Source organism: Kocuria salsicia (genome assembly GCF_039532055.1).
GTDB lineage: Bacteria > Actinomycetota > Actinomycetes > Actinomycetales > Micrococcaceae > Kocuria > Kocuria salsicia.
This window is the reverse complement of sequence record NZ_BAAARF010000026.1, coordinates 16,543-40,884: the sequence shown is the minus strand read 5'-3', so window position 1 is coordinate 40,884 and position 24,342 is coordinate 16,543. Positions and strand designations below refer to the sequence as shown.

The 24,342-nt window shown below is 71.0% G+C and carries 16 protein-coding genes; 10 read left to right on the top strand and 6 right to left on the bottom strand.

Features of this window, described 5'->3' with window-relative positions; genetic code table 11:
* Positions 1-16: 16 nt before the first annotated feature.
* The gene (locus ABD264_RS12235) at positions 17-1,051 is read right to left on the bottom strand and encodes an aldo/keto reductase (RefSeq protein WP_303106289.1); all 1,035 of its coding nucleotides are present in this window, start codon (positions 1,049-1,051) and stop codon (positions 17-19) included.
* Complete coding sequence (locus tag ABD264_RS12230; RefSeq protein ID WP_303106290.1) at positions 1,048-1,683, bottom strand: tetratricopeptide repeat protein; 636 nt, start codon at positions 1,681-1,683, stop codon at positions 1,048-1,050. Before ABD264_RS12230 ends, ABD264_RS12235 begins: the two co-directional genes overlap by 4 nt.
* Positions 1,684-1,796: 113 nt before the next feature.
* Between ABD264_RS12230 and ABD264_RS12225 the strand changes: the two genes are divergently transcribed.
* From ABD264_RS12225 to ABD264_RS12210, 4 genes are all read left to right on the top strand, one after another.
* Positions 1,797-2,243 (top strand): YsnF/AvaK domain-containing protein, encoded by a 447-nt coding sequence (locus ABD264_RS12225; RefSeq protein ID WP_303106291.1) that lies wholly within the window; start codon positions 1,797-1,799, stop codon positions 2,241-2,243.
* 130 nt (positions 2,244-2,373) lie between these two features.
* On the top strand, positions 2,374-2,937 hold the full coding sequence (locus ABD264_RS12220) for a histidine phosphatase family protein (protein ID WP_055084075.1): 564 nt from the start codon (positions 2,374-2,376) through the stop codon (positions 2,935-2,937).
* Between the two features lie 680 nt (positions 2,938-3,617).
* Entirely contained in the window at positions 3,618-8,699 is a 5,082-nt protein-coding gene (locus tag ABD264_RS12215) for an NAD-glutamate dehydrogenase (protein ID WP_344206302.1), read from the top strand.
* 179 nt (positions 8,700-8,878) lie between these two features.
* Complete coding sequence (locus ABD264_RS12210) at positions 8,879-9,610, top strand: LysM peptidoglycan-binding domain-containing protein (RefSeq protein WP_144943276.1); 732 nt, start codon at positions 8,879-8,881, stop codon at positions 9,608-9,610.
* A gap of 79 nt (positions 9,611-9,689) precedes the next feature.
* Here ABD264_RS12210 and ABD264_RS12205 read toward each other — a convergent pair whose 3' ends face one another.
* Positions 9,690-12,614, bottom strand: coding sequence for a multicopper oxidase domain-containing protein (locus ABD264_RS12205; protein WP_344206299.1), 2,925 nt, complete (start codon positions 12,612-12,614; stop codon positions 9,690-9,692).
* A 193-nt stretch (positions 12,615-12,807) separates the two neighbouring features.
* Between ABD264_RS12205 and ABD264_RS12200 the strand changes: the two genes are divergently transcribed.
* Together ABD264_RS12200 and ABD264_RS12195 are read left to right on the top strand one after the other, a co-directional pair.
* Entirely contained in the window at positions 12,808-13,311 is a 504-nt protein-coding gene (locus tag ABD264_RS12200) for a DUF456 domain-containing protein (protein WP_145011145.1), read from the top strand.
* A 192-nt stretch (positions 13,312-13,503) separates the two neighbouring features.
* Positions 13,504-14,085: an LOG family protein gene (locus ABD264_RS12195; RefSeq protein WP_295108283.1), complete on the top strand. Its 582-nt coding sequence runs from the start codon at positions 13,504-13,506 to the stop codon at positions 14,083-14,085.
* A gap of 349 nt (positions 14,086-14,434) precedes the next feature.
* Here the strand turns inward: ABD264_RS12195 and ABD264_RS12190 are convergent, their stop codons facing one another.
* From ABD264_RS12190 to ABD264_RS12180, 3 genes are read right to left on the bottom strand one after another with little or no spacing between them, the layout of a single operon-like run.
* Positions 14,435-15,829: a molybdopterin molybdotransferase MoeA gene (locus ABD264_RS12190; RefSeq protein WP_344206296.1), complete on the bottom strand. Its 1,395-nt coding sequence runs from the start codon at positions 15,827-15,829 to the stop codon at positions 14,435-14,437.
* Between the two features lie 19 nt (positions 15,830-15,848).
* The gene (gene mobA, locus ABD264_RS12185) at positions 15,849-16,571 is read right to left on the bottom strand and encodes a molybdenum cofactor guanylyltransferase (protein ID WP_344206294.1); all 723 of its coding nucleotides are present in this window, start codon (positions 16,569-16,571) and stop codon (positions 15,849-15,851) included.
* A gap of 3 nt (positions 16,572-16,574) precedes the next feature.
* Positions 16,575-16,970 (bottom strand): hypothetical protein, encoded by a 396-nt coding sequence (locus ABD264_RS12180; RefSeq protein ID WP_094393455.1) that lies wholly within the window; start codon positions 16,968-16,970, stop codon positions 16,575-16,577.
* A gap of 231 nt (positions 16,971-17,201) precedes the next feature.
* Here ABD264_RS12180 and ABD264_RS12175 point away from each other — a divergent pair, with 231 nt between their 5' ends.
* From ABD264_RS12175 to narI, 4 genes are read left to right on the top strand one after another with little or no spacing between them, the layout of a single operon-like run.
* Positions 17,202-20,936: a nitrate reductase subunit alpha gene (locus ABD264_RS12175; RefSeq protein WP_144943272.1), complete on the top strand. Its 3,735-nt coding sequence runs from the start codon at positions 17,202-17,204 to the stop codon at positions 20,934-20,936.
* Positions 20,936-22,696 (top strand): nitrate reductase subunit beta, encoded by a 1,761-nt coding sequence (gene narH / locus ABD264_RS12170; protein WP_290499193.1) that lies wholly within the window; start codon positions 20,936-20,938, stop codon positions 22,694-22,696. Before ABD264_RS12175 ends, narH begins: the two co-directional genes overlap by 1 nt.
* Positions 22,696-23,391, top strand: coding sequence for a nitrate reductase molybdenum cofactor assembly chaperone (narJ, locus tag ABD264_RS12165; RefSeq protein WP_055083592.1), 696 nt, complete (start codon positions 22,696-22,698; stop codon positions 23,389-23,391). Before narH ends, narJ begins: the two co-directional genes overlap by 1 nt.
* Entirely contained in the window at positions 23,388-24,275 is an 888-nt protein-coding gene (gene narI, locus ABD264_RS12160) for a respiratory nitrate reductase subunit gamma (RefSeq protein WP_344206290.1), read from the top strand. Before narJ ends, narI begins: the two co-directional genes overlap by 4 nt.
* Positions 24,276-24,342: the final 67 nt, after the last annotated feature.

Here is a 24,342-nt window from a genome sequence, read left to right as displayed (position 1 = left end):
AGACGTGGGGAGCCCCTCAGGGCAGCGGGCGGCCGCGCGCGGCGGTCCACAGCGCGTACCAGTCCTCGTGGCTCATCAGCTCAGCGGCTCGGGGCGCCTGCGCGCACGCCGCGATCCGTTGCGGATTCAGCGTTCCGACCACGGGCCGGATGCCGTACGGGTGGCGCAGCAACCACCCCACCACCACGGCCTCGGGGGAGAGGTCCATGCGCGCGGCGAGGTCGGCGACGAGCGCGCTCGTGCGCTCCCCCGGTGACGTCGCCGTCGTGCAGCCAGCGCTGTCGACCACGTCACGCGCGGCGTCACGGTCCACCGTCGACGTCGCGGACCCGTCCCCGGACGACGGCGCGGGCGCACCGGAGTACGCCCCACCGGCCAGGGCACCCCACGCCTGGATCTCGATGCCGTCCGCAACGCACTGCGCGAGCAGCCCCTGGGGGAAGGAGACCGTTGCACCGTCCGGGTGGTTGGCGAGCACCTGGGACTCCACGAAGTCCCGGTGCTCGAGGCTCATCTGGATCTGCACCGCGCTCAGCGGTACGCACATCAGCTGCTGCAGAGCGGCGACGTGGTGGGACGTCATGTTGGAGAGCCCCACCGAGCCGATCAGCCCCTCCCGGTGCAGCTCGTCCAGCGCACGGGCGGTCTCACCCAGCGGGGTGAGGGGGTCCGGGCGGTGCAGGAACAGCCGCTCCACACGGTCCACCCCCAGCCGGCGCAGGGACCCCTCCAGGGAGGAGCGGATCGAGTCCCGGTCCAGCCGGTAGTGCGCCGGGGAGCCCGCCGGGCCGGTGTTCCCGGGGAGCTTGATCCCGCACTTGGTCTGGATCCGCACCGAGCGCCGCAGGGACTCGTCCTCCGCGAGGATCCGCCCGAACACGGTCTCGGAGTCCCCGCCCACGTAGATGTCCGCGTGGTCGAACAGGGTGATCCCGGCGCGGTGGGCGGCGTGGACGGCGTCGCGGGCGACGTCGTACTGGGCCGCGGGAATCTCCGTCTGACCCCACGAGCCGCCCAGGTTCATGCAGCCGTAGACCAGCGGGGAGCTCACGCGCGGCCCCACTGCTGCTCGGCGGCGCGCCGCAGCCGGGCGGCCTCCGCGAAGGCCGCCGCGGACTCGTCCAGCTTGCCGGTGCTCTCGTAGAGGGAGCCGAGCTCGGTGAAGCAGTCAGAGCGGTCCCTGAAGGTCTCCGGGTCCTCCTGGTAGAAGTCCACGGCCCGGTTGTAGGCGGTGACGGCCTGGGTGGGGCGGCGGGTCGCGCGGTAGACGCGGGCCAGGTTGACGTAGCAGTCCGCCTGGTCCCTCGGGTCGTGGGGCGCGTCCAGGTACTGGCCGAGGGTGTCCAGGAGATGGTCCTCCGCGGCGCGCAGGTCCCCGGTCTCCACGAGCAGTGAGCCCAGAATCAGGTGGGCGCGCGCCTTGTGCCTGCCGCTGTCCTCCAGCCCGGCGAAGTGCTCCAGTGCCTTGCCGTACTCCACGACCGCCCTGCTGGTCTGCTCCGTGACCACGTAGACGTGGCCCAGGTTGTAGTGGCACGCGGCGAGCTCCCGCTCGGTGCCCTCACCCTCGCGGAACAGCTCGATGGCCTGGCGGTACGCGGTCTCCGCGAGGGCGTGGTCACCGCGGTCCTCCGCGTCCAGGGCTCGTGTGAAGTATCCGTTGCCGTCGTCCGAGTAACTCATCCCAGCATCCTCCCGTGGCCCGTCAGGGTTTAAGAATGCTACATGCGCGGGGCCCGCAGGAACCCTGCTGATAGTCTCGGTCGTACACTCTCTCTGGCCCTCTGGAGGACACGATGGCAGCACAGAACACCACGCCGGGACAGACCCCGCATGGGCCGCACCACTCGGACGCCACGGAGCGCGACGCCGCCTCGGTGGTCCGCCACGAGGAGCGGCTCGTGATCCACCGCGAGCAGGAGCAGACGGGCCGCGCCCGGCTGCGCAAGTACGTGGTGAGCGAGCCCGTGCGCCAGGAGGTCACCGTGGCCGCCGAGGAGCCGGACGTGGTGCGCACCGCCGTCACGGCCGAGGAGCGCCAGGCGTTCCTGGACGGACGGGAGCTGGCGGTCGGGGAGGACGAGGTCATCCTCTACCGCACCGAGCCCGTGGTGCAGACCGTGCGGGTGCCCTACCAGCGGGTGCGGCTCGTCGCCCGGCGCGTGGAGCACACGGAGGTCGTGGAGGACACTCTGCGCAAGGAGCGCGTGGACATCGAGACGCAGGAGGACCCGCGCGTCTGAGGGCGGGTCGCCGGTTCGGGGGCGGTGCCGGTGCTTGAGGCGGCGTCGCTGCACGGCCTGACGATGCATTACGTCGGTACGGCACGACGACGCCGCCGGGCCTGTCTGCGCACGGGGGTAGGTTGGGCGGGTGACTGAAACGACCCTGACACTGATCCGCCACGGCCAGACCGACTGGAACCTGCAGGGGCGGCTGCAGGGCCGTTCCGACATCCCCCTCAACGAGACCGGCCGGGAGCAGGCGCGCGAGGTCGGCCGTGAACTCGCCGCCTCCGGACGGCACTGGGACGTGCTCGTCTCGTCCCCGCTGGCACGGGCACGGGAGACCGCGCAGCTGATCGGCGAGCAGCTCGGGCTGACGCTGTCCGGCACGTACGAGGACCTCGTGGAGCGTGCCTTCGGGGACGCCGAGGGCTACGACTGCACGGGCATGTCCGATGACGAGCGCCACGCCTTCATGGAGCACCACGGCGAGACCGCCGAGGACGTGATCCGGCGTGGCATCGCGGTGCTGCAGCAGATCATCCGGGACCACCCGGGCAAGAACGTGATGGTGGTGGCGCATGGGACGATCATCCGTCTCACGGTGGACCGGATCCGCGGCACCCAGCTGCACAGCCTGGCCAACGGTGAGGTCCTGGACGTCACCTCCGCCGAGGTGGCCGCGGCCAGCGCCGAGGAGTCCCGCGGCTGAACCATCGCACCGCGGTGATTCCCGGTGGAGCATGCCCACGGGAACCACGAAGAAGTCGACCACGGCGCGCTTGAAGCCCAGGCCGTAGAACGCCATGACGGGCAGCCAGATGGCGGCGATCTTGCCGATGGCGACCAGGAGAATGCAGCGGCCCACAGCGGACCAGGGCACGCGACCGCGCATTGCGGCCAGGGGCGTCAGGGCGAAACCGCCGGTGAGCAGCCCCATGACCATGAGGATCACGATGGTGATCCCGGCCGGGAACAGCACGAGAGCTGCGGAGGGTTCGGTGGCCTTGGCCGTGCCGGAGGCGACGGCCGCCGTCACCACCTCCGCGGGTGTCTCGTTGCTCATGGGTGCTCAGCTCTCTCGCGGCCACGGGCACGGCTGGTGCGCGGTGGAACCGGTGTGCCGGGGATCCGCAAGAGGGGAAGGCGCAGATCGGCGCCCGGAAGAGTGTAGGTCTCTGCAATGCAGGTGCCCGCCGGACCCGCTTCCTGGCCCGCGTGCTCCCGGGGCCCTAGGGTTAGGGGCGTATGCGGCAGTGTGGCCGTGAGCGAGACGGACGGACGGGGCCCGGCAGCGGTCCCGTGTGCGCCGTCCGTGGTGCCCGACCGGGCGTCACGTGCCACGCCGTGGAGTTACCACCAACTCGACGAGTCAAAAGGCGTGATGCAGCAGTGACCCCTCCTCCAGACACCACACAGGTCATCCCCACAGTGTGGACGCGACCGCAGTGGAGAGGCGCGCAGTCGTGGATCAACGAGTACTACCGCTCCGTGCCGGACGCGGACGTGGCGGGCGCGGACGTGCAGGTGCTCACCGAGCGAGCGGAGACCCACCGCGAGGTGGGGCGGGTCCGTGGTTCGGACCGCCTGTGCATCCAGGTCCGGGAGGACCACGGCCAGACGGTGCTGTACATGGTCACCACGGACATGCCGTTCCTGGTCTCCACGCTGACCACGGAGATCGCGGCGAACTGGGGCGGCGCGGAGCTCGTGCTGCACCCCTTGCTGCTGGCCTCGCGGGACGCCGCCTCGCACGAGCTCACCGCACTGGAGCGCGTGCCCAACATCTCCGCAGTCTCCTCCGGCGACACCACGGCCATCCCGTTGACCCGGGACCTGGTGGGGGAAGCCGCGGCGGGCGGGGACACCCAGATTGCCGTGGAGTCCTGGATCCGCATGGAGCTGCACCGCTCGCTGGACGAGTCCGCGCGTGGAGAGCTGCAGCGCCACATCGAGAAGCTCGTGGCGGACGTGACTCGGGTGTCCGAGGACCAGGTGGCCATGCTGCAAGAGGCCGGGGTGATTGCGGCGTCGCTGGACCCCCTCGAGGAGCTCACTTTCCCGGACGGCTCGCAGCTGCCGGACGTCCAGGCCGCCAAGGACTTCCTCGAGTGGCTGCGGGACGGCAATTTCGTCTTCATGGGCATCAAGCGCTACGACCTCGAGTCGGACGGCGACGACGCCGTGCTGCACTCCCGCCCGGACACCGGCCTCGGCCTGCTGCGCGAGCGCGGCCAGGAGGGCCACGCCCAGCGGCTCACGGGCCTGGGCAGCCTCCACGCGCGGGACCACCAGGTGGTCTTCGTGACCAAGGCGAACCGGCGTTCCTCGATCCACCGCCGGGAGTACCTGGACTACATCGGGGTGCGCACGTTCGGCCAGGACGGTGAAGTGAACGGCGAGTACCTGATCCTGGGGCTGTTCTCCCGCCACGCGTACTCGGTGCCCGCCCAGCTCACGCCGCTGGTGAAGGAGAAGGTGGAGCGGGTGGTCCGGGACTTCGGTTTCCTGCCGGACTCGCACTCCGCCCGTGACCTCATGGGCATCATCGAGGACTACCCGCGGGACGAGCTCTTCCACATGTCCGCGGAGGAGCTCTGTGAGACGGCCAGCGGGGTGCTCGGGCTCAACGAGCGCCGCCAGACCCGGCTGTTCCTGCGCCAGGACACTTTCGGGCGCTTCATGTCCGCGGTGGTCTACCTGCCCCGTGACCGGTACAACACGTCCGTACGCCAGCGCATCGAGGCCCAGCTCTTCGAGGCCTTCGACGCCGAGGCCATCGACTTCGAGGTGCGCCTGACGTCCTCCTCTCTGGCCCGCGTGTTCTTCCGGATCCGCCTGCCCTACACGGGCGAGGTGCGCGAGTTCGACCACGAGGAGCTCGAGTCTCGGCTGCGCGCGGCGGTGCGCTCCTGGCCGGAGTCCCTGGACCGGGCCATCGGCCTGGAGTTCGACGCCGAGCACGCGCTCTCCCTGAGCACCATGTGGGCGGAGGCGTTCCCCGGCTCCTACCGCGAGGACTACGAGATCGAGGAGGCCATCCAGGACCTGCGCCGCTGCGAGGAACTGTGGGGCCGTGACAGTGACCTGCCCGCGGAGGTCCGGGTGGCCGAGACCGGCGGCCAGGTGCGGCTGAACATCTATCTCACGCAGGCCCTGTCCCTGACGGAGCTGCTGCCACTGCTGCACAACCTGGGCCTGCGGGTGCTGGACCAGCGCCCCTACACGGTGACCCCGGCGGACGGGCGCGAGTTCCAGCTCTACGACTTCGGCGTGGAGCTGCCTGCGGGCGTGGACCCGGCGGGTCCCGAGGACGCGAAGACCGAGGATCTGATCGAGGACACGCTGTGCGCGGTGCTCTCCGGGCGCTCGGAGTCGGACAGCCTGGACCGTCTGGTGCTCACGGAGCGCATGGACTGGCGCTCCGTGGCGGTGCTGCGCGCATACGTGCGCTACCTGCTGCAGCTCGGCTACTCCAACTCCTTCGAGTACATCGCGGACACCCTCGTGGCCTACCCGGAGGCCACCGCGGAGATCTCCGAGCTGTTCTCGGCGAGCTTCGACCCGCAGCGCTTCGGGGACGACGACGCTGCTCGCGAGGCCGCCCGGGACGCGGCACTCGAGCGACTGGGCGCCGTGCTGGACGGCGTCCCGAGCCTGGACGCGGACCGCCTGTTCCGTGCGCTCGCGGACGTGGTCTCCGCGACCCTGCGCACGAACGTGTTCCAGCAGCGGCCCACCATGGCGTTCAAGCTGGACCCCGGGGCCATCCCGGCCGCACCCCAGCCCCGCCCGGCCTACGAGATCTGGGTCTGGTCCCCGCGCGTGGAGGGAACGCACCTGCGCTTCGGCCAGGTGGCCCGCGGCGGGCTGCGGTGGTCCGACCGCCGCGAGGACTTCCGCACGGAGGTGCTCGGGCTCGTGAAGGCGCAGATGGTCAAGAACGCCGTCATCGTGCCCACGGGGGCCAAGGGCGGCTTCTTCCCCAAGCAGCTGCCGGACCCCGCGACCGACCGCGAGGGCTGGCTGACCGAGGGTCGGGAGTCCTACAAGCTGTTCATCGCCTCCCTGTTGGACGTCACCGACAACATCGAGCGCGAGGCTGAGACCGGCGCCGCGCAGGACACGGCGTCGTCGTCCCGCGGGGACGCCACCCCGGGCTCCGGGGGTGGCGCGAGCGGGCCGGCCGAGACCTCCGGCGAGGCCGGGGACACCGTGGTGCACCCCGAGAACGTGGTGCGCCGCGACGGCGACGACTCCTACCTGGTGGTCGCCGCGGACAAGGGCACCGCGGCGTTCTCCGACACCGCCAACGCGATCTCCCTGGAGCGCGGCTTCTGGCTCGGTGACGCGTTCGCGTCCGGCGGGTCCGTGGGCTACGACCACAAGGCCATGGGCATCACCGCCCGCGGCGCGTGGGAGTCCGTCAAGCGCCACTTCTTCGAGCTGGGCGTGGACACCCAGTCCGAGGCGTTCACCGTGGTGGGCGTGGGCGACATGTCCGGGGACGTGTTCGGCAACGGCATGCTGCTCTCCGAGCACATCCACCTGATTGCCGCCTTCGACCACCGGGACGTGTTCCTGGACCCCACCCCGGACGCCGCGGCCTCCTACCAGGAGCGCGAACGGCTGTTCACCGCCGGGCGCACCTCGTGGCAGGACTTCGACCGGGACGTGATCTCCGAGGGCGGCGGCGTGTACTCGCGCCGGGACAAGTCCGTGCCCATCACCCCGCAGGTGCGCGAGGCGCTGGGCATCGAGGACGGCGTGGAGTCCCTGAGCCCGCAGGAGCTCGTGCGCCGCGTGCTGCTGGCCCCGGCTGACCTGCTCTACAACGGCGGCATCGGCACCTACGTGAAGGCCTCCTCGGAGACCAACCAGGAGGTCGGTGACAAGGCCAACGACGCCATCCGCGTCAACGGCGAGGACCTGCGCGTGAAGGTCGTGGGCGAGGGCGGCAACCTGGGGCTCACCCAGCTGGGCCGCATCGAGGCCGCGCTGAACGGGGTGCTGGTCAACACGGACGCGATCGACAACTCCGGCGGCGTGGAGTCCTCCGACCGCGAGGTGAACATCAAGATCCTCGTGGACGGCATGGTCCAGGCCGGGCTGCTCTCCCCGGAGGAGCGCGCCGAGTTCATCGAGTCCATGACGGATGAGGTGGCCGAGCTCGTGCTGCGCACCAACGTGGCGCAGAACGTGCTGCTGACCACCGAGCGCGCCCGCGGCGTCGAGTTCACCGAGACGTTCATCCGCCTCATGCACTGGCTCGAGGAGACCGCGGACCTCAACCGAGAGCTGGAGTTCCTGCCCTCGGACGAGCAGCTGCGGGAGCGCGCCACGCAGAACGAGCCCCTCACGGGCCCGGAGCTCTCCGTGCTGACGGCGTACTCGAAGATCCAGCTCACCAAGGCGCTCGTGGACAGCGACCTCGCCGAGGACCCGTGGTTCCACGGCACGCTCTCGCAGTACTTCCCGGCGCAGATCCGGGAGCGCTTCGGAGACGAGCTGGAGACCCACCCGCTGCGCAAGGAGATCATCTCCACGGTCGTGGCCAACCAGATCGTCAACTACGGCGGCATCGCCTTCGCGTACCGCGTGGTGGACGACTCCGGCGCGGACCTCGCGGACATGGCGCGCGCGTTCGTGGCGGCCATGGAGATCTTCGAGCTGCGGGACTACGCGCACCAGCACGCCCACCTGGGCGCGGACGTGCCCCTGGAACTGTGGAACCGGATGTCCCTGAGGATGCGCCGTCTGCTGGACCGCGTGGTCCGGTGGTTCCTGCACCGTCAGATCGCGGACTCGGACATCCAGGAGCTCGTGAACACCTACCGGCCCGTGGTGCGCATGCGCTTCGGGACCGAGCAGCTGATGAGCACCGAGTCGCAGGAGCGCACCCGCGCGGAGGCCGAGCTGGCCGAGCGGCAGGGCGTGCCCCGGGACCTCGCCGTGGAGTGGGCCGAGCTGCTCGACGCCTACGCCCTGCTCGACGTCGCCCGGCTCGCGGAGTCCCAGGGCCTCACCGGCCCCGAGGGCGAGGTGGGCGTGGGGCCCGACGGCGCGGCGTCGTCGTCCCGGGAGGCGCTCGCCGCCACGAACGAGGACGGCGTGAGCGTGCAGATGGTCGCGCGCGTGTACTTCACGCTCTACGACCGCTACGGGCTCGAGAACCTGCTCAACCGCATCAGCGCGCTGCCGCAGACCACGCGGTGGGAGAACATGGCGCGGATCGCGATGCGCGAGGACCTCTACGCGACCCTCGTCTCGATCGCCGCGCAGGTGCTCGAGACGCCGGGCGCGGACGCCTCCGAGAAGGTCCGTGCGTGGGAGCACGAGAACGCGGACCGGCTCGAGCGGCTGCGCGAGGTGCTCGACGAGATCGAGTCCATGTCCGACACCGACGACTTCGGCTCCGAGCTCGCGGCACTGTCCGTGGCGCTGCGGACCCTGCGCGGTGCGCTGACGGACTGATCGCGGCGGTGTGACCCGCGCGTGACGTCGTCGTGGCGTGACGTCGCGGGGCGCGTACCGGTGGAAGCCCGGGTGGTGGTTCATGGAGCCGCCGCCCGGGCTTCTTCACGCCCGTGCGGTAGCGTGACGGGTATCATACCGGGTGGCCGCTCGGGTTGCCCTCGGCGTTGGGAGAGAACATGAACCAGAGGATCCTCAAGGGACTTGCACCGCTCGCCGTGGCGGGTGCGCTCGTGCTCACCGGGTGCAGCCAGGGCGGGGACGCCGACGACGCCGCCTCGGGCTCGGCGTCCGCCTCGTCTTCCGCGGCCTCCGGGGCGGCGAGCGGACAGGCATCGGCGGGGGCATCGGGCGGCGCTTCCGACGGTGCCTCGGCGGGGGCGTCCGACGGGGCGTCGGACGGCGCCTCTGACGGGGCCTCGGGCGCGGCGGGCGACGGCGCAGCCGGTGGGGCATCCTCCGACGGCTCCGGCCAGGCCGACGGAGCCGCGGGCAGCGGTTCGCAGGACGGCTCGGGTGCCTCCGGTGACGGATCCGGTCAGGGAGGTGCCGCCGCGGGCGGTGCTGCTGGCGGTGCCGCGGGGTCCGACGGATCGAGCGGGGCTGCGGGCGGCTCTGGTGCGTCCGGCGGAACGAACGGTACGGGCGGTAGCGCGGCCGGTGGTTCCGACGCGGCTGGTGCGGGCGGCTCCGGTGCAGCCAACGGTGCGGGAGGATCCGGCTTCGCGCCCGTCGACAACGGCACCGGGACGATCGGTGCGGGGCAGTACACCGTGCAGCCCGGGGACACCCTCGGCTCCATCGCGCAGCGCTCTGGCGTGACCGTGGCGCAGCTGTACCAGGCGAACCGGGACCGGATCTCGCTGCACACCATCCGCGCGGGACAGGTCATCACCATCCCGCAGGTGTGACCGCCTGACAGGAATCAGCGGCCCCGCGGCGTCTGCACCGAGTGGTGCGGGGCCGCGGGGCCGTGTGCCGCGCCGTCGCTCAGTCCGCCACGCGGATGAGGCCCTTCGCACCCCGTTCCGCTTCCGCGAAGGAGTGGTTCACGAACGTGTAGGTGCCCGCCTCGGGGAAGCTCAGCTCCACGAACCCGCCCTGCGCCGAGGCGAGGTCCAGGGCCTGGGCGCCGCCCGTTCCACCGGGGTTGTTCGTGGCGGACGGGGTGAGCTGGTAGGCGCCCTCCTTGTAGACGGTGTCGAACTGGCCGCCCACCACGTGGAAGCTCAGCCCCTTGGACGGCCCGGCCGCGAGCACCCAGATCCGCACGCGTTCGTCCGGGCGGGCGGTCAACGGCGCGTGCATGTACTGGGTGGCGTGGCCGTTGAACATCGTGAACGTGGGCTGCCCGGTCTTGATCTTCTCCGGGTCGACGACGGCGCCCGCGCCCTCCGGCACGTCCGGCTGGTTCTCGTCCGGGGCGGAGAGGTAGGTCTCGTTCTGCACGAGCAGGTACTCGCGGTCCACGGCCGGCAGGTCCGGCGGGTCGATGACCACCGCACCGAACATGCCCGCGGCGACATGCGTGCTCATGGGCATGGACGAGCAGTGGTAGAGCCAGATCCCGGAGCGCTGGGCCTTGAAGCGGTAGACCAGCGACTCGCCCGGGGCGATCGTGCGCATGGGCTCGTCCGGGGAGACGTCCCCGGCGTGGAAGTCCACCGAGTGGCCCATGGATCCGTGGTTCTCCAGGGTGACCTCGAACGTGTCACCCACCTTTCCCCGCAGCGTGGGTCCCATGTACTGGCCGTTGTAGGTCCACGCGTCCATCGTGACGCCGGGCGCCACCTCGCGGGCCACCTCCTGGACGTCCAGCGTCACGCGGTGCACGGTCTCCTCGGAAGCCGGTTCCAGCACCGGGGAGCGGGTGGTGAAACCCTTCCCCGGGGCGGCATTCAGGTCTGCCGACTGCGCGGGATCCGCCTCCGAACCGGCAGCGGTGCCCGAGCCTGCCGCGCCGCCCGCAGCCGACGAGTGGTCGTGCGTTCCGTCGCCGGACACCGCCTGGCCGTTCTCGTCCACGGGGACCACGTTCACGGTCATGCCCATGGAGCGGTGCCCGATCACCGAGCACCACCCGTCCAGGGGATCGGTCACGACTCCCACGCCCACCGTGGCGGTGGCTCCGGGATCGAGCCGTCCGGAGGTCGCGCCGTTGGCGAAGACGAGGTCGTGCACCATCGAGGGGTCCTCGTTGACCAGGGTGATGACCAGCCGGTTGCCCCGGGGCACACGGATCTCGGAGGGGTCGAAACGCATGTCCTCGCGGGCATGCATCGTCACCTCGGTGGTCTCCCCGGTGCCCTCCGCGGCGGACCCGCCGCCGCCCGAGAGCGAGAACCCTGCGGACTGCGGAGCAATCGCGATCCCCGCCGCCACGGCGAGCACCACGGTGAGCACGCCGGCCAGCAGCTGCGTGAGGGGGGAGGCCCCGCCCGCCGACGACGACGCGGCGCTCTGTCGTCTCGCGGAGCCGTCACCCTCCCGCTGGGTCGGGGCGCCCCGGGACGAGCTCCCGCCGTGCCCCGCGTTCGCTGGCTCCGCCTCGCCCGAGGAGCCGGGCGTCGGTACTGACCCGGCCCGCCCGGGACGGGACGGTGAGGCAGCCGCGTGCGGTGCGGCGTCGTCCTCGGCCGAGGAGGCCCGAGCGGCGCGTTCGGCGACCATGCGGCGTCGTGCGGCCACCGAGACCTTGGCGGAGGAGATCATCAGGGGGATGAAGGCCGCGAGCACCACCGCGCCCACGATGGAGACCAGCGCGCGGACCCACGAGGGCAGGACGCCCGCGGGCAGTGCGAACAGGGCGATGCAGAGGTTGGCGACCGTGGCGCGGTAGACGCCCGCCCGGTTCATCGCCGCCAGCGAGGCGCGCACGGCGGCGGGTCCGCCGCCCATGGTGGACGGCAGGATGTAGCTCATGGCCCCGAACAGCGTCTGCACCAGGAACCCGGCCACGAACGGGACGGTCAGGGTCTGCGCGACCGAGGTCTCCAGGCCGCGGGTCGCCACGAGCCAGGCTGCGAGGGCGGAGGTGACGACGAGCCACGCGACGCCCGAGGCCAGGGACCAGCCCATGTATCCCTCGGGGCGGCGTCGTTGGGCGGTGCGCAGCATGAGGACACCGATCAGCGCGGCACCCACGGTGTAGAGGGCGAGCCCGGCGGCGGTCAGCGCGGGGTGGCCGGTCAGCGCGAAGAGGGCGCTGAGCAGGCTGCCCGCGGCCATCAGGGGCAGGGCGATCCGGGAGAGCCGCACGGCGTCGTCGCGCATGCGGGTGCGCAGGATGGTGGGCCACAGCGTGAGGAGCGTGGCGGAGACCGTGAGGCCCACGAAGCCCAGGACGTTGACGGCCTGGTGGGCCAGCAGCAGCCGCGCGTGCCACTCGGCGGGCAGGTCACGGGCCAGAATCGCGCCGAAGACGGCACCCACGGGGAGGAAGAAGGACGCCGTGGCGTACCACCGCACCGTGATTCCGAAGCGCGCGGGCAGGGCCTCGCGCAGCTGACGCAGCAGGGCGAGACCGTGCCACGTGAGCATCGCACCGATCACCGTGGCCGCCACGACCGTCAGCCACCACCAGCCGCCCAGCATGCCCGCGATCAGCAGCACCGTGCCCGCCGTGACCCCGTAGATGCGCACGATCTGCCGCGGTCGGTCCGTGTCCGGGAGCTTGTGGTGCAGCAGCGCCTCGGTGAAGTGCTGGGACCACACCATGATGGACGTGGTGATCAGCCCCAGCGTGACCACGTGCACCATGAGCCAGCGGGTCTCGGGGATCCACCGGTGCACCCCGATCACCACCACCAGCGCCACCAGCCACCACCGCACCGGCTTTCCCGCGGTGCGGTGCCAGGACCTCCCGCGACGGGGCTTCGCGGCGGCGGGGCGCTCAGTGGCTGCGGGGGAGGGCACGGTGCATCCGATCTTTAAGTGGCTTCTTCCATGCCATTTTAGGCCGGGGCGCGGCGCCGGGGCGGTGACGGCGGCGACGACGCCGTTGGGGGGAGGAGGACCAGCCCCGTCGTCGGCCACGGCTGGTGGGCGCCGACGGTGTTGTCGGTCAGAGTGGCCGGGACTCACCGGGGCGGGCCCGTACGATGACTGCGTGACCGCAGAGATCATCGCCACCGTGGTGGCCGTCCTCCTGATTGTCGTGGGCTGCGTGGGAATCGTGGTCCCGGTGCTGCCCGGCTCCATCACCGCCCTGGTGGGGCTGCTCATCTGGGCGTTCGTGGTGCGTGCCCCGGAGGGGTGGGTGGTGCTCGCACTGGGCGGCACCCTGCTCGTGGCGGGGATGTCCGCGAGCCTCGTGATGACCGGCAGCACCCTGAAACGCCGGGCCATCCCCAACCGCACGCTGCTCTTCGGGGTGGTCGGTGCGGTGGTCGGCATGTTCGTGATCCCCGTGGTGGGGCTGCTCATCGGCTTCGTGCTGGGTCTGCTGCTCTCGGAGACCGTGCGCAACAGGAACCTGACCACCGCGCTGGAGACCTCGTGGATCGCTGCGAAGGCCATGGGGCTGGGCATGCTGGTGGAGCTCTCCTGCGCGCTGCTGGCCTCGCTCACGTTCATCGTCGGGGCGATCATCTTCTTCGCCACGCACGCGTAGTCCGGCGCTCCCCGCCTGCCGCTGCGCCACCGTCCCGCGCATTTCTCGTGCAGCTTTTGACGTTTCGCGGGCCCCAGACGTCAAGAGCTGCACTTTTGATGGAGTGGGCGGCGGTGGGTGGCGCTCTTTCGACGGAGTGGGCAGTGACGTGCGCTTCCGTGATGGTGCGAGCCCCTCGGTAGGGTGGCCCGCATGACTGCAACCTCACCCGTCATCCGTTCCGTGGCCGTGTTCACCGGAGCGAAGGATGGCGCCTCGCCCGAGTACGCGCAGCTGGCCCGGACCCTCGGAGCCACGCTCGCCCACGCCGGAGTCACCGTGGTCTACGGCGGCGGCAAGGTGGGGCTCATGGGTGCCGTGGCGGACGGTGCTCTCGACGCGGGCGGCCGCGTGGTGGGCGTGATGCCCGAGCACCTGGTCTCCGGGGAGATCGCGCACCCGGGCCTGAGCGAGCTGGAGGTGGTGCGTACCATGCACGAGCGCAAGCAGCGCATGGCGGACCTGGCGGACGCGTTCATCGCCCTGCCCGGCGGCGGAGGGACCCTGGACGAGTTCTTCGAGGCGTGGACCTGGCAGCAGCTCGGCGTACATGCGAAGCCGGTGGGCCTGTGCGGGCGCCGGTTCTGGCAGCCGCTGCTGGACATGCTCGACCACATGGTCACCGAGGGCTTCGTGCGCCCCGAGGACCGGGAGATGCTGGTGGTCGCCGACGGCCCCGACGACGTCCTGCCCCGCTTGAGCGGGTGGCAGCCGCCCGCCCCGAAGTGGCGCTGAGCAACCACCCCGGGCACCCCCACCCCTGAGAACCACCCCTGCAAAAACTCAGCAAGTGCCGTTCGGGGCGCCTGAAATGGCACGTGCTGAGTTTTTGCAGCACGAGTGACGGCAGCAGCGCCGACAGCAGAGAGGGGCGACGACGCCGCTGCGCCGGGTTCCCTGCCTCGCTCGTGCTCCCGCGCCGGTCGCCGCCTGTGCGAAGCGCGCAACCCCGTCCTGACCGAGAACCGCCACAGGTGCAAAAACTCAGCAAGTGCCGTCCGGGGAGCCCGAAATGGCACTTGCTGAGTTTTTGCAGCGGCTGCGGCTGCGGCGGCAGGGCGAGGCGACGACGTCGCCGCGCCGGTCACACCCGCCAGGGCAGCGGGATGACCTCCATGTCCTGGCCGGCGTGCATGCCGCCCTCCGGGACTACCAGGAGGACATCCGCGTGGGCGAGTCCAGAGAGCATCGCCGGGCCCACCGCGGGCTCGGGGATGACCCGCCCGTCCTGCAGGTAGGCGGGGATCACGCGGGTGCTGCCGGTGGGTCCGAGCGCCGCACCGGCGGTGACGCGCCGGGTGGCGGGCAGGGCGTCCCCGGTGGCGCCGCAGATCAGGGCGTGGCCCACGGTGAGCAGACCCGTCATCGCGGACAGCGGTGAACCGGGCAGGGCGAGCACCACGGGCCCGTCGTCGGGCAGCTTGGCGAGGATCACGCCGTGCGCGGGCTCCTGGGCCACACCGTCGAGGACGAGGTGTGCGCCCAGCTCCTCGAGCGCCTGGCGGACGTGGTCGTCCTCGCCGTGGCCGGTGCCGCCCGTGGTGACCACGATCTCCGCGCGGGCGTCCAGGAGCGAGTTCGCTCCCATGGGGGACTCCGTCAGCGCGTTGACCGTGCCCTGCGCGCCGTCGGCCACGCGACGGACCTGGTCCACGTTCGCCCCCAGCTCGTGCAGCACGGCGGGCAGCTGCAGGCCGAGGGAGTCGCGCACCTCGCCCGGGCCGGGGATGCCGTCCTCCACCACTTTGGCGAAGCCGAGCAGCACGGTGACGCGCGGGCGGCGTCGTACCGGGAGCATGTCGTGCCCGGCGCTCGCGGCGAGTCCCAGGTGCACGGGGTTGAGCTTGCGCCCGGCGCGCAGCAGCAGGTCCCCCTGCTCGATCTCCTCGCCCACGGCGCGCACGTCCTGGTTCTTCACCAGGGGAGCGGCGGGGGTGGCGTCCTCGAGGGTGTCTCCCTCCTCCGCCTTGCGGCCGTGCTCGGTGCCGGCCGGCACCTCCACGGAGGGGTCCGCGGGGACCACGTGCCCCCGGTGGGCCTCCAGCAGCGCGGTGGTGCCGAAGGGGACGGCGTCGCCGGTGTTCACGTGGGTGGCCTCGCCCGCCGCGATCTCCACCACGGGCAGCATCCGCTTCTCCGGGGGCAGGGTCAGTAGCAGGCGCTCGTCGGTCTCTGCGGGCTGCGGGGTGCGGATGCGCCACGGGCCGTCCCCGGCCACGGCCCAGCCGTCCGCGGCGGCGGAGGCGTAGTGCGGCACGGGCATCTCGGCGGTCACGGACTCGGCGAGGATCTCGTCCTGGCACTGCGCGAGCGGCAGCAGGATCTCGGGCAGCGTCTGGGGGAGCCCGTAGGCGATGCGCCGGGCCTCGTCCCACTGCGCCCAGTTCACGGTGGGGGCGGCGGTGTCCTGGTGGGCCCCGTGCTGCTCGTGCTCCTCGCGGGCGGCGGGGTCGTGCGGGTGCGGAAGGCCGGGCATCATGTCTCCTCAGCGTGCTGATTCAGTGCAGATCGAGCCTGTGAACATCATCCCACGTGTCCACGTCCGCGGTGCTGTCCTCCGGCACCGGCGTCTCGGTCAGGTCCAGGTGCCGCCAGACGGAGCGCACTGGCGCGTCGGTCGTGGGCGCGGCGTCGAGCGCGCGGTCCAGGGCTTCCGTGCGCACCAGTACGGCCAGGTTCTCGCGGCGCCCCTCGGCGGAGACGGCGATCATTCCGTCCGAGGAGGACGTCGACGACGCCGCCCTGGCCGCCTCCGCGCGCAGCGCCGGCAGGGCGCGGTCCACGAAGGGCATGTCGCACGCCAGCACCGCGGTCCAGGCAGCGCGTGCGGCCACGGGGGAGAGACTTGCGGCTCCGGCCGCGATCGCCGCCGCCGGGCCGGAGAAGGGCGGGTCCTCACGGGTGCGCAGTACGTCCTCGGGCAGCGGCTGGTCCTCCGGCCCCACGACCACCACGGTGCCGAACGGGCGCACAGACTCGACGGTGTGCGCCAGCAGCGTGGAGCCCCGCAGCGGGAGTCTGGCCTTGGGCGTCCCGCCCAGCCGGGAGGAGCGGCCGCCGGCCACCACGAGGCTGTCGAAGCGCGTGAGGATCTCGACGCCGGGGGCACTGTCTGCTGCTCCGTCGTCCCCTGTGCCGGCGTCAGCGGCGTCGTGCCAGGCCCGTTCTGACGCGGGGTCTGGCAGGGAACCGGGAACGGAACCGGAGCCGGGGGTGACCACGGCTCAGAGGGTGGACTCGGCGTCGTCGAGCTCGAGGTCCTCGTCCGCGGGGCGCGGCTTCTTGGGCAGGCCCGCGATCCGCAGCCCGCACTCGACGGCCAGCAGGACGAACGCGATGTAGTACAGGATCATCGTGGGGTACAGCGAGGGGATCCGCTGGCTCATGCCCACCAGGGAGAGCACCAGCAGGACCGCGGCGAGGATCGTCACCAGCAGGTGGGCCGTGCCGAAGACGCCGGGGCGGCCCTTGCGCGCGAGGTAGGCGGCGCCCAGCGCGAAGAGGATGGGGAACAGCAGCTGCCCGGCGAGCGTGATGCCGTCCTGGACGTACGGGTAGACCCCCATGGCCTGGACGGCCGCGGTGACCACGAGCAGGAGGGGCGCGACGATCGACTTCATGAGACACCAGTCTAGGGGCGGCGGCGGGAGCGGTCCGACGGCGTCCGCGCGGGTTGAGCGGGCGCGCGGCCGGGCCCGAGATGCCGCCCGGACCAGGTCGAACACGGTTCGGGCGGACGATTAGGTCACCTAAGTGTGTGGTATTTCCGCAGGTCAGAGCGCGAATTAGGGAACATCGCCACGCCCAATTTAATCCGCATCAGCAATGCCAAAAGGGCTTAGCATTCGGGTATGGCTACCACCCAGACCCCGGCCGGGATCGACGGACCGGCATCCGACGCGCTGTTGAAAATGGGACGCTTCTTCTCCCGCTGGGACGAGACGCCGGACCGCCGCGCCGTCTTCCGCGAGGGCGGGCGTGCGGGCGATTCCTTCTACCGCAACCGGTGGAGTCACGACAAGGTGGTCCGCTCCACCCACGGCGTGAACTGCACGGGCTCGTGCTCGTGGAAGGTGTACGTCAAGGACGGCATCATCACGTGGGAGGCCCAGGAGACGGACTACCCCTCGGTGGGGCCGGACCGTCCGGAGTATGAGCCCCGGGGCTGCCCCCGCGGTGCGGCGTTCTCCTGGTACACCTACTCGCCCACCCGTGTGCGCTACCCGTACGTGCGAGGTGTGCTGCTGCAGATGTACCGCGAGGCCAAGCAGCTCCACCACGATCCGGTGCTCGCGTGGGAGTCGATCGTCAACGACCCCGTGAAGCGCCGTGAGTTCCAACAGGCCCGCGGCAAGGGCGGGCTGGTACGCGCCTCGTGGCAGGAGGCCGTGGAGATGACGGCGGCCGCGCACGTGCACACGATCGCCGCGTACGGCCCGGACCGCTGTACCGGCTTCTCGCCGATTCCCGCCATGTCGATGGTCTCCCACGCAGCCGGCGCGCGGTTCATCAACCTCATCGGCGGGGTCATGAACAGCTTCTACGACTGGTACGCGGACCTGCCCGTGGCCTCCCCGCAGGTCTTCGGGGACCAGACGGACGTCCCGGAGTCCGGGGACTGGTGGGACGCCACCTACCTCATGATGTGGGGCTCGAACATCCCGGTGACCCGCACCCCGGACGCCCACTGGCTCGCGGAGGTCCGCTACCGCGGCACCAAGGTGGTCTCGGTGAGCCCGGACTACGCGGACAACACCAAGTTCGCGGACGAGTGGCTGCCCGCGCAGGCCGGCACGGACGCCGCGCTCGCGATGGCCATGGGCCACGTGATCCTCAAGGAGAACTTCGTGGACCGCCGGGTGCGGTTCTTCGAGGAGTACGTCCTGCAGTACACGGACCTCCCGTTCCTGGTCTCGCTGGACCAGCGGGCGGACGGCACGGTGGTCCCGGACAAGTTCGTGACGGCCGAGGACCTCGCGGCCGCGGGGGACGACGACGCCGCGGGGCAGGCCGACCCCGCGTTCAAGACGGTGCTGCTGGACCGGCACACCCACCGCCCGGTGGTGCCCAACGGCTCGATGGGCTTCCGCTACAACGAGCAGGACGAGGGCCGCTGGAACCTGGACCTGGGGGACACCCTGCCGGCGCTGTCCGTGGCGGACTCCGCGGGCTACGAGGGCGGGGTCAGCACCGTGGAGCTGCCCGCGTTCACGGACCCCACGGGTGTGGGCTCCGTGATCCACCGCGGCGTTCCCACCACCACGGTGGCCGGGCGCACGGTCACCACGGTCTTCGACATCATGCTCGCGCAGTACGGCGTGGGCCGCGACGGCCTGCCCGGTGAGTGGTCCGCGGGCCTCGACGACGCCGCCACCCCCTACACCCCCGCGTGGCAGGAGGAGGTCACCTCCGTCCCTGCGGAGGCCGTGATCCGCACGGCACGGGAGTTCGCTGCCAACGCGGAGAAGTCCCACGGCCGGTCCATGATCATCCTGGGCGCGGGCATCTGCCAGTGGTACCACGGTGACACCACCTACCGGGCGATCCTCGCGATGCTCATGCTGTGCGGCTGCCAGGGCCGCAACGGCGGCGGCTGGGCGCACTACGTGGGCCAGGAGAAGGCCCGCCCCATCACGGGCTGGGCCGCGATGGCCTCTGCGAACGACTGGGTGCGCCCGCCGCGGTTCATGATCGGCACCGCGTTCTGGTACATGCACACGGACCAGTGGCGCTCGGACGGCTACTCCTCGGATTCGCTGCAGTCCCCGCTGGCCGAGGGACACCTGAAGAACATGCACACGGCGGACGTCGTGGCACAGTCCACCCGCCTGGGGTGGATGCCGTTCTACCCGCAGTTCCACGAGAACTCGCTGGACGTCGCGGACGCGGCGATCGCCGGTGTGGAACGCGGCGAGGCGGCGTCGGAACCCGAGTGGATCGCACAGAAGCTCAAGAGCGGGGAGCTGAACTTCGCCGTCGAGGACCCGGACGCCCCGGAGAACTGGCCGCGCACGCTCGTGCTGTGGCGCTCCAACCTCTTCGGCTCCTCCGCGAAGGGTGAGGAGTACTTCCTCAAGCACCTGCTGGGCACGCACCACAGCGTGCGCGGCGAGGACCACGCGCAGGCCAAGCCGCAGGACGTGCGCTGGCGGGAGGAGGCCCCCGAGGGGAAGCTGGACCTGCTGGTCTCCGCGGACTTCCGCATGACGTCCTCCACGCTGCTCAGCGACGTCGTCTTCCCCGCGGCCACGTGGTACGAGAAGTACGACCTCTCCTCCACGGACATGCACCCGTACGTGCACGCGTTCACCCCGGCGATCACCCCGCCGTGGGAGGCCAAGACGGACTGGAAGCTGTTCCAGCTGCTCTCGGACGAGGTCAGCCGGCTCTCGGTGGGCCACCTGGACACCCGCAAGGACGTGGTGGCCACCGCGCTGCAGCACGACACCCCCGGGGAGATCGCCCAGCCGGGCGGTCACGTCCCTGACTGGAAGGGCACGGACATCCCCGCGGTGCCGGGCAAGAACCTGCCGCCCATGAAGATCGTGGAGCGGGACTACACGGCGATCGGGGACAAGTTCGTGGCCCTCGGCCCGCTCGCGGACAAGCTCGGGCTGACCACCAAGAACGTGACGTTCGACGTCTCCGCCACGGTGGACCGGCTGGGCCGCCAGCACGGCGTCTTCGACTCCGGTGCGGCGGAGGGCAGGCCCGCCCTGGACTCGGACGCCCGCATGGCCGAGGCCATCCTGAGCCTGTCCGGCACCACCAACGGCGCGCTGGCCACGCAGGGCTTCGAGACTCTCGAGAAGCGGGTGGGCAAGCCGCTGGCGGACCTCGCCCGCGGCTCCGAGGAGAAGCTCATCACCTTCAAGGAGACCCAGCAGGCACCGGTGCCCGTGATCACCTCCCCGGAGTGGTCCGGCTCCGAGACCGGTGGGCGCCGGTACGCGCCGTTCACCGTGAACATCGAGCGCCTCAAGCCGTTCCACACCCTGACCGGGCGGATGCACTTCTTCCTGGACCACGACTGGCTCAAGGACATGGGAGAGATGCTCCCCGTCTACCGCCCGCCGCTGGACATGCACCGGCTCTTCGGCGAGCCGCAGCTCGGCGACAAGGGGGAGCTGTCCATCGCCGTGCGGTACCTGACCCCGCACAACAAGTGGTCCATCCACTCCGAGTACCAGGACAACCTGTTCATGCTCTCGCTCTCGCGCGGCGGCACCACGGTGTGGATGGCGCCGCAGGACGCCCAGGCCATCGAGGTCTCGGACAACGAGTGGGTGGAGTGCGTGAACACCAACGGTGTGTTCGTGGGACGCGCCGTGGTCTCCCACCGCATGCCGCCCGGCGTCGTCTACGTCCACCACGCGCAGGAGCGCACGATCGACGTCCCCAAGTCCGAGACCACGGGCAAGCGCGGCGGCATCCACAACTCCGTGACGCGCATCCTCGTGAAACCCACCCACATGATCGGTGGCTACGCCCACCTGTCCTGGGCCTTCAACTACATGGGGCCCACCGGAAACCAGCGGGACATCGTCTCCGTGGTCCGCAAACGTTCCCAGGAGGTTCAGTACTGATGCGTGTGATGTCGCAAGTTGCCATGGTGATGACCCTGGACAAGTGCATCGGCTGCCACACGTGCTCCGTCACGTGCAAGCAGGCGTGGACCAACCGGGCGGGCACCGAGTACGTGTGGTTCAACAACGTGGAGACCCGCCCCGGGCAGGGCTACCCGCGCCGCTACGAGGACCAGGACCGATGGAAGGGCGGCTGGGAGCTCAACAAGCGGGGCAATCTCAAGCTCAAGTCCGGCGGGCGGCTCAAGAAGCTGGCCCAGCTCTTCGCGTCCCCGGTGCAGCCGGAGCTGAAGGACTACTACGAGCCGTGGACGTACGACTACGAGAACCTGGTCAACGCTCCGGCGAGCGACGACTTCCCCGTGGCGCGCCCCAAGTCCCTGATCACGGGCAAGGACACCAAGATCGAGTGGTCCGCGAACTGGGACGACGACCTCGGCGGCGCCACCGAGATGGGTCACCTGGACCCCGTGGTGGAGAAGCTGCGCAAGGACGCGAACGACCGCATCAAGTTCGAGTTCGAGCAGACGTTCATGTTCTACCTGCCGCGGCTGTGCGAGCACTGCCTCAACCCCTCCTGCATGGCCTCGTGCCCCTCCGGTGCCATCTACAAGCGCACCGAGGACGGGATCGTGCTGGTGGACCAGGACCGCTGCCGCGGCTGGCGCCAGTGCATCACCGGCTGCCCGTACAAGAAGATCTACTACAACCACAAGTCCGGCAAGGCCGAGAAGTGCACGTTCTGCTACCCCCGCATCGAGGTGGGCATCCCCACCGTGTGCGCGGAGACGTGCGTGGGCCGCATGCGCTACATCGGCATCTTCCTGTACGACGCCGACAAGGTCACCCAGGCGGCCGCGACCCCGAACGAGCAGGACCTGTACGAGGCGCAGCTGGACCTCATGCTGGACCCGAACGACCCCGAGGTCATCGAGGCCGCCCGGCGTGACGGGATCCCCGAGGACTGGCTGGACGCCGCCCGCAAGTCGCCGGTGTACGCGCTCGCCAAGACCCTGCGGGTGGCGCTGCCGCTGCATCCGGAGTACCGCACCATGCCCATGGTCTGGTACGTGCCGCCGCTCTCGCCCATCGTGGACCTCCTCAAGGAACAGGGCCACGACGGCGAGGACCCGGAGAACCTCTTCGGGGCGATCGAGTCCCTGCGGATCCCGGTGGAGTACCTCGCGGAGCTGTTCACCGCGGGGGACACCGAGCTGATCACGGACGTGCTGCGCAAGCTCGCGGCCATGCGGGCGTACATGCGGGACATCACGCTCGGGGACGAGCCGGACGAGAGCATCGCGGAGGCGGTGGGCATGACCGGTGCGCAGATCAAGCAGATGTACCGGCTGATGGCGATCGCCAAGTACGACGAGCGCTACGTGATCCCCGCCGCGCACGTGGAGGACGCCCACAACCTGGAGGAGATCGGCTGCTCCCTGGACGTGGACGGCGGCCCCGGAATGGGTCAGACCGGTGTGTTCGGGGAGGCCTCCGGGCGCCCCGCCCCCGTGGCGGTGGAGAACTTCGCGGCGCTCAAGGCGCGTCAGCGCGGGGAGGACCCCACGGGCAACGACCAGCTGTCCGGGCGCGTGAACCTGCTGAACTGGGACGGCAACGGCACACCGTCCGGACTGTTCCCCGCCCGGATCGGCCAGGGTTCGGAGGCCGAGGAGGCCGCGGCGAGCCTCGCGGCGACGTCGTCGAACCCCGGCTCCCGCCCGGACCAGGGGACCGCCGGCGCGGACGGGGGCCGGTGATGGGCCTGCTCGCGAACCTGCTGGGCAAGCCCGGCAAGGGGACCGTGGAGGTCCCCGGCTACCGTGACCGCACGCCGCAGCGCTCCGCGGTGGTGCGCCAGTGCGCCGGGCTGCTGCTGAGCTACCCGAGCCCGGAGCTCGTGGCGCAGCTGCCGCTGCTGGAGAGCGCGCTCGAGGAGGTGGGCGTGGACCCGCAGCGGATCGCGCCGCTGACCGGGTGGCTGCGCGGGCCGGACCTGCGGGAGATCCAGGGCGAGTACGTCCAGGAGTTCGACCTCTCCCGCCGCCACAGCCTGCACCTGACCTACTGGACGGACGGGGACACCCGACGCCGCGGCGAGGCGCTGTCCGCGTTCAAGCAGGTCTACCGCTCCCACGGCTGCGAGTTCGGCGACGAGGAGCTGCCGGACCACCTCCCCGTGGTGCTCGAGTTCGCCGCGCGCGTCTCCGCGGAGGACGGCTTCGAGCTGCTGCAGCGCTACCGCCCGTCCCTGGAGCTGCTGCGCCTGGCGCTGGTCCGGGACGAGCTGCCCCAGGCCTGCGCGGTGGAGCTGATCTGCTCCACCCTGCCCGGGCCCTCGCCCGAGGACGAGTCCGCCGTGGCCCGGATGGCCGGCTACGGCCCGCCCACCGAGGAAGTGGGCCTGGACGCCTACGACCCCCGCCTGCTGCCCATGACCGGAGGAAACCCGTGAACGTGATCGACATCCTGCTCTGGGGAGTCCTGCCGTACGTGGTCATGCTGACCCTGGTGGGCGGGCTGATCTGGCGCTACAAGTACGACCAGTTCGGGTGGACCACCCGCTCCTCGCAGCTCTACGAGTCCCGTCTGCTGCGCATCGCGTCCCCGCTGTTCCACTTCGGCATCCTGGCCGTGCTGGCGGGACACATCATGGGCCTGGTGATCCCCAAGTCCTGGACCGAGGCCGTGGGCATGTCCGAGCACGCGTACCACTTCCTGGCGCTGTCCATCGGCTCGGTGGCCGGTGTGGGCACCCTGGTGGGCCTGGTGCTGCTGATCGTGCGCCGCCGTCTGACCGGTCCCGTGTTCATGGCCACCACCAACAACGACAAGTTCATGTACGTGATGCTCGTGGGCGCCCTGCTGGCAGGGCTCGCCACCACGGTGCTCTCCGTGTTCGACCCCTCCACCGTGGACTACCGCGAGACGGTCTCCCCGTGGTTCCGCTCGCTGTGGATCCTGCAGCCGGACGTGGGCGCCATGGCCGCCGCGTCCACGAGCTTCCACGTGCACGTGCTGTGGGGCATGGCGCTGTTCGCCGTGTGGCCCTTCACCCGCCTGGTGCACGCGTTCACCGCGCCCCTGCACTACCTCTTCCGCCCGTACATCGTCTACCGCTCCCGGGGGGACTCGCCCCGCGCGGGCTCGGTGAACTACCGGCGCGGCTGGGAGCCCATCGGCACCCAGGACCGCGCGAGCACACGACGCCGCACGCGCCCTCCGCGCGAGCACTCCGGTTCCACAGGCTCCGGTTCCACGCGCACCGGTTCCGGGCAGTCCCGTTCCGGGCGCGAGGGCACCGGTTCTGAACGCTCCGGCTCGGAGCGCACCCGGTAGCGACGCCGCGCACCCGCCGTGCGCCGTCGTCGTCCCTCCCCACCCGTCACCCCGCCGCAGCCGCGGC